This window comes from Pseudomonas sp. 313, from assembly GCF_000316965.1.
Classification (GTDB): Bacteria; Pseudomonadota; Gammaproteobacteria; order Pseudomonadales; family Pseudomonadaceae; genus Chryseomonas; species Chryseomonas benzopyrenica.
This window is the reverse complement of sequence record NZ_ANBZ01000077.1, coordinates 75,927-82,142: the sequence shown is the minus strand read 5'-3', so window position 1 is coordinate 82,142 and position 6,216 is coordinate 75,927. Positions and strand designations below refer to the sequence as shown.

At 68.1% G+C, this 6,216-nt stretch carries 5 protein-coding genes; 3 read left to right on the top strand and 2 right to left on the bottom strand.

The annotated features are described in order from the left end of the window. Positions 1–258: 258 nt before the first annotated feature. Together C722_RS0118065 and C722_RS0118060 are read right to left on the bottom strand one after the other, a co-directional pair. Positions 259–723, bottom strand: a complete 465-nt coding sequence (locus C722_RS0118065) for a MarR family winged helix-turn-helix transcriptional regulator (protein WP_017641863.1) — start codon at positions 721–723, stop codon at positions 259–261. A 54-nt stretch (positions 724–777) separates the two neighbouring features. Next, positions 778–2,502, bottom strand: coding sequence for a sigma-54-dependent Fis family transcriptional regulator (locus tag C722_RS0118060; protein ID WP_017641862.1), 1,725 nt, complete (start codon positions 2,500–2,502; stop codon positions 778–780). Between the two features lie 227 nt (positions 2,503–2,729). Between C722_RS0118060 and C722_RS0118055 the strand changes: the two genes are divergently transcribed. The 3 genes from C722_RS0118055 to C722_RS0118045 all read left to right on the top strand — a co-directional run bounded on the left by C722_RS0118055 (position 2,730) and on the right by C722_RS0118045 (position 6,202). After that, the gene (locus C722_RS0118055; protein WP_017641861.1) at positions 2,730–4,202 is read left to right on the top strand and encodes a benzaldehyde dehydrogenase; all 1,473 of its coding nucleotides are present in this window, start codon (positions 2,730–2,732) and stop codon (positions 4,200–4,202) included. Between the two features lie 215 nt (positions 4,203–4,417). Further along, on the top strand, positions 4,418–5,185 hold the full coding sequence (locus C722_RS0118050; RefSeq protein WP_017641860.1) for a coniferyl-alcohol dehydrogenase: 768 nt from the start codon (positions 4,418–4,420) through the stop codon (positions 5,183–5,185). 72 nt (positions 5,186–5,257) lie between these two features. Next, complete coding sequence (locus tag C722_RS0118045; protein ID WP_017641859.1) at positions 5,258–6,202, top strand: transporter; 945 nt, start codon at positions 5,258–5,260, stop codon at positions 6,200–6,202. The last annotated feature ends 14 nt before the right edge of the window (positions 6,203–6,216 follow it).

Here is a 6,216-nt window from a genome sequence, read left to right as displayed (position 1 = left end):
CCTAACAGGGCGCTGCCCCAGACGCTGCCAATCTCCCTCACCCCAACCCTCTCTCTGATGGAGAGGGGGCGATCGGTGCAAGCTAGCTTTTCGTAGGTTGCGGCTGAGCGCAGCGAAGCCCAACAGGGTACTGCCCCAGACGCTGCCAGTATCCCTCACCCCAACCCTCTCCCCGAGGGAGAGGGGGCGATCGGTGCAAGCTGGCTTTTCGTAGGTTGCGGCTGAGCGCAGCGAAGCCCAACACCCGGCGATCAACCTTCAGCCCAGCTCTCCATTGAGCTTGCGCAGCAGGCGCAACAGCTCGGTTCGTTCGGCGTCGTCCAGCGGGGCGCTGGCGGCACGGTCGCTGGCAGCGGCGCGTTCCTTGAGTTCGCCCACCAGGGCGCGGCCCTGCTCGGTGAGGTGCAGGGCGTAGGCGCGGCGATCCTGGGTGCCGCGCACCCGCTCGGCCAGGCCCTGGCGTTCCAGCTTGTTCAGCAGCAGGACCAGTTGCGGCGGCTCGATGGCCAGGCGCCGGGCCAGGTCGGCCTGCATCAGGCCCGGTTCCTGTTCGAGGATCACCAGGGCGGTGAACTGGGCAGGGCGCAGGTCGTATTCAGCCAGGCTGTCCACCAGGTGCTGGAACATCTTCATCTGGGCGCGGCGCAGGGCATAGCCTACGGCGGTGTCCAGCCAGGGAGTGGCGGCTGGGTCCAGGGGCGTGGCGTCGTCGGGGGAACTCATCGGCGGGAAGGGCTTCCGTCGGAGATGGCGAGAGGAGGGTATCGAGGGGTCATTCTAGTCCAGATCCCGTCTCGCGCGTCGATGGCGATAGGCGAACTGGGCACGACTCAGGCCGAGCAGTCGTGCCGCGGCGGCCACGTTGCCGTGGCTGTGCGCCAGGGCTTCGTCGAGCAGCTCGGCTTCCAGCTGGCCCAGGTGCAGCGGGCGTTCGCCAGCCACGCCGAGGCGCTCCAGCCAGCCGGCTGTCTGCGGCGCCGGTTCCAGGAGGTCGGCCGGCAGCGGCTCGCCGCGAAACAGGTGGGGCAGGTCGATGAGTTCGCCCGGATCGCTGGCGATCACCCCGCGCTCCACCAGATTCTGCAATTCCCGTACGTTGCCGGGAAAATCGTAGCGCAGCAGCGCCTTGAGGGCGCGCATGGTCAGCCCCACCGGCGGACGTTCGTAGGCGGCGCAGAAGCGGCGCAGGAACAGATCCACCAGCAGCGGTACGTCGTCGCGGCGGTCCCGCAGGGGTGGGATGCCGATGGGATAGACGTTGAGACGATAGAAGAGGTCTTCGCGGAAGTCGCCGCGGCGCACCGCGTCGCGCAGGTCCAGGTTGGTGGCGGCGACTACCCGTACGTCCACCCTGAGGGTGCGGCTGCCGCCGACCCGTTCGATCTCGCGCTCCTGCAGCGCGCGCAGCAGCTTGCCCTGACCGGGCAGGCTCAGGCAGGCGATCTCGTCGAGGAACAGCGTACCGCCCTGGGCCCGTTCGAAGCGCCCGGCGCGGGACTGGTTGGCGCCGGTATAGGCACCGCGCTCCACGCCGAACAATTCGGCTTCGATGAGATTCTCGGGAATGGCCGCGCAGTTGAGGGCGACGAAGGGGCCGTCGGCGCGGTGGCTGAGACGGTGCAGGTGGCTGGCGAACAGCTCCTTGCCCACCCCGGATTCGCCGGTGAGCAGCACCGTGGCCGGGGTCGGGGCGACCCGTTGTAGCGCCTGGAAGGCGCCGTTGAAGGCCGCCGAGGCGCCTACCAGCGGCTGGCCGTCGACGGCGTGGGGCAGGGGCGCGGGCAGGCGTTCGGTGGCAGTCCTCTCAGGGGTACCATCGCCCGCGGCATTGAGATAGCGCAGGTCCTCCGCCACGTCGGGCCAGCGTTCGGCATTGCGGCCTTCGACCCGGCAGACATGGTGGCCCATGGCCCGGCATTCCACCTCGCGAAAGATCACCAGGCGGCCGAACAGGCTGCTGACGTAGCCGATGGCATAGCCGATCTCCATCCAGCAGGCCGGATCGCTGCCCTGGCCATGGGCGATCTGGTGCTCGTCGCATTCGGCCGAGTGGTGCCAGAGGAATTCGCCGCCATAGCGGCCCTGGTCGACATCGAATTCGAAATGCAGCGGCTCGACCCGCACCAGCCCCTCCAGGCCGTGCAGGCGGGTGCCGGCCGCGAAGATGGCGGCGGCGTCGGCCTGGGGCCAGCGCTTGCGCACCAGCTCGGCGTCGCGCACCCCGGACAGATAGCCGACCCGGGTCAGCAGGCCGCGGGCGCGTTCCTGACCCAGGGCGCCGATCAGCTCGCGCCGCAGGGCGCCAAAGGCGGAGGCGTGCACCAGCAGCATGCGCTGGTCGTTGAGCCAGATGCGACCATCTCCGGGCGAGAAGAACAGGCACTCGGCCAGTTCCGCCTGGGTCGGGCTGGCGCTGCCGTCCCAGGCGGCACTGTCGCCCCGCTGGAAGCCGGTAGCGGCCTGCTGCAGATCGCTGAGGGACAGACGTTCGGAGCGGGCCATGGCACGACCTCTCGGGTGAATTGCGCAAATGCGCACTCAAGGAAAAGGTTATACCTCATAACTTTATCTTTTGAGCAAGGCGTTTGCTGAATAGGCCTGGCGCCTTTGCCTGCCCAAGTCAGCAAGTCCCTGATTGAACGGCGCTTTTTCCTGTCAGCCCGGTCTGGGCACAGCCCTTGCTCCCTTGCCTGTGCCCACCGCGGCCCGATAACAACAAGGAGAAGGCTATGAGCAGATCATCCACGCCGTTCCTGGACGGCGCCCCCTGGCGCGAGCGGATTTTCGATGGCGACTGGATCGCCGCCCAGGGCGGCACCCTGGAGGTCATCGAACCCGCCACCGGCCAGCCCCTGCATCGCACGGGCCTCGCCAGCGTCGCCGACATCGACCAGGCCTGCGCCAAGGCGGCCCAGGCGCAACCGGCCTGGGCCGCCTGGACGGCCCGGCAAAAGGCCGCGCTGTTCCTGGCGGCCGCCGCGCAGCTCGAATTGAATCGCGCCGAACTGGCACCCCTGATCGCCCGGGAGACCGGCGGCATCCTGCCCAAGGCCGAGCTGGAGCTGCGCGAAGCCGGAGTCATCCTGCAGCAGGTCGCCGGCCAGTTGCTGCAGCCCCATGGCGTGGTTCTGCCCAGCGAGCGTGGTGCCCTGTCCTATGCCCGCCGCCTGCCCCATGGCGTGGTGGGGGTGATCTCGCCCTTCAACTTCCCGCTGATCCTTTCCCTGCGCGCCGTGGCCCCGGCGCTGGCCTGCGGCAATGCCGTGGTACTCAAGCCGGATCACCAGACGCCGGTGAGCGGCGGCGTGCTGATCGCCCGACTGTTCGAGGCCATCGGCCTGCCCAAAGGCGTGCTGCAGGTGCTGCCCGGTCGCGCCGAGGCCGGGGCGGCGCTCTGCGCCCATCCCCAGGTGCGGATGATCGCCTTCACCGGCTCGACCCAGGCCGGGCGCCAGGTGGCGGAAAGCGCCGGGCGCCATCTGAAGAAGGTGGCGCTGGAGCTGGGCGGCAAGAATCCGCTGATCGTGCTCGATGACGCCGATCTCGACCGCGCCGCCAGCTGCGCCGCCTGGGGCAGCTTCCTGCACCAGGGCCAGATCTGCATGGCCACCGGCCTGATCCTGGTGCACCAGCGCATCGCCGCCGCCTTCAGCGAACGCCTGGTCGCCCGCGCCGCCGCCCTGCGCCTGGGTGATCCCCTGGAGCCCAGCACCCAACTCGGCCCGCTGATCAACGACCGGCAGTTGCGACGGGTGCAGGGCATCGTCGCCGATAGCCTCGCCGCCGGTGCCCGGCTGCTGCAGGGCGGTCATCACGAAGGCCTCTTCTATGCCCCCACGGTGCTCGCCGACGTCCGCCCCGGCATGCGGGCCTTCGATGAGGAAGTCTTCGGCCCGGTGGCCAGCGTGGTGACCTTCGCCGACGAGTCCGAGGCCATCGACCTGGCCAACCGCACCCCCTATGGCCTGGCGGCCGGTGTGCTGTCCGGCTCCCTGGCGCGGGCCCGGGCCCTGGGCGAACGGCTGGAGTGCGGAATGCTGCACCTCAACGACCAGACGGTGAACGACGAGGTGGTCAATCCCTTCGGCGGCCGTGGCCAGTCCGGCAATGGCGGCAGCGTCGGTGGCCTGTGCAACTGGGACGACTACAGCCAGTGGCAATGGGTGACCGAGCATAACGAGCCGCCACGCTATCCCTTCTGAGAGCCTGCTCAAAGGCTGCTGCGCGTCGGCCAAACCGCGTTGAACACGACCTGGGTCGCCAGCCCGATCGGAATGCTCATTTACCACTCGTAAACCCGAGCGCGGGTCCGATCCGCTTCCTCAGCCGTGTTCGCCTTGTTTGGCTCTAGCTCGCAAGCCTTTGAGCAGGCTCCAAACCCTTGTTTCACCCCCAATAACAACAAGAGGAAAATCCCATGACCCTGAATGGCAAGACTCTAGTGATCACCGGCGTGGCCTCCGGCATTGGCGCCGAGTTGGCGCGCCTGGCACGCTTCCAAGGCGCCACTGTGATCGGCGTCGACCGCAATCAGCCCCAGTTCAGCCTGGACGACTTCCACCAGGCCGACCTGGGCGATCCCGACAGCATCGCCGCCCTGGTCGGTCGCCTGCCGGCGCACCTGCACGGCCTGTGCAACATCGCCGGGGTACCGGGCACGGCACCCCGGGAGGCAGTGGCCCGGGTCAATTACCTCGGCCTGCGGTTGCTCAGCCAGCAACTGGTCGCGCGGTTGGGGCAGGGCGGGGCCATCGTCAACGTCACCTCCATCCTCGGCGCCGAATGGCCGCAGCGCCTGGAGCGGCACCGCGAACTGGCGCAAATCGCCGACTTCGCCCAGGCCCAGGCCTGGCTGGAGGCCCATCCGGTGGAGCAGGCCACCTGCTACCAGTACTTCAAGGAGGCGCTCATCGTCTGGAGCTTCGTGCAGTCCCAGACCTGGTTCCGCGAATTCGGCGTGCGGCTGAATTGCGTGGCGCCGGGCCCGGTGTTCACGCCCATCCTCGGTGACTTCGTCAGCATGCTGGGTGAAGAGCGGGTCGCCCGCGACAGCCAGCGCATCCTGCGTCCGGCGCTGGCCGACGAGGTGGCCGCGGTCATCGCCTTCCTCTGCAGCGATGCCTCGCGCTGGATCAACGGCGCCAATCTGCCAGTGGATGGCGGCCTGGCCGCCAGTTACGTCTGACCCGGATCGCCGCGCCTGCCCAGGTGCGGTGATCGCGTGTTCCCACAACAAGAACAATCCCAGGACGACGTCATGCGCACACTTTCCCGATTCGGTCTGCTGGCCGCGGCCAGTCTCGCCTCCACGCTGGCTCAGGCCTACGACCTGCCCGGTCTCAACCTCGGTTCCACCAGCTTCTATGATGGTGCCCCGGCACCGGACGGCCCTGGCTGGTACCTGGCGGAATACCTGATCTATGGCAAGACCAGTCGCTTCAACGATCAGAATGGCCGCAAGCTGCCCCTGCCCAAGCAGGACCTGACCACCTTCGCCCCGGTCACCCAGCTGATCTACCTGGGGCAGCCGCTGGCCAACGGTGCCATGCCCGGCTTCACCGCCATCCTGCCCTTGCTGGCCCATGCCGATGTCGACGATGGCCTCGGCGGCCAGGCGCTGAGCGCCCGCGAAGGGGTAGGGGACCTGACCCTGGGCGCCTTCCTGCAGTTACCCACCACCACCCGCCCCGACGGCGGACCGCGCTGGGCGCAGCGCATCGAGGCCGAGATCGTCGCCCCCACCGGCCGCTACGACCGCGACCGAGCGATCAATCCGGGCAGCAACTTCTGGTCCTTCAATCCCTATTACGCCACCACCTACTGGCTGACGCCCCAATGGTCGGTGACCGGGCGCTTCTGGTACCTGTGGAATGGCAAGAACGACCAGCCGCTGCGTAGCTTCGGCGCTGTCTCGGACACCCAGGCCGGCCAGGCACTGCATGCCAACTTCGCCACCCAGTACGCGCTGAACGACCGACTCAGCATCGGCCTGAGCGGCTATTGGCTCCGGCAGATCACCGATACCCAGGTGGATGGCCATGACGTCAGCGGACGCCGGGAAAAGGTCTGGGCCTGGGGTCCGGGTTTCACCTACGCCTTTTCCAGACAGAACCTGGTCACCGTCAACAGCTACTTCGAGCAGGACGCCGAGAACCGCACCGAGGGACGCAAGTTCGTCGTCAACTTCCTGCATCGTCTTTAGGCAGTGGTTACCGC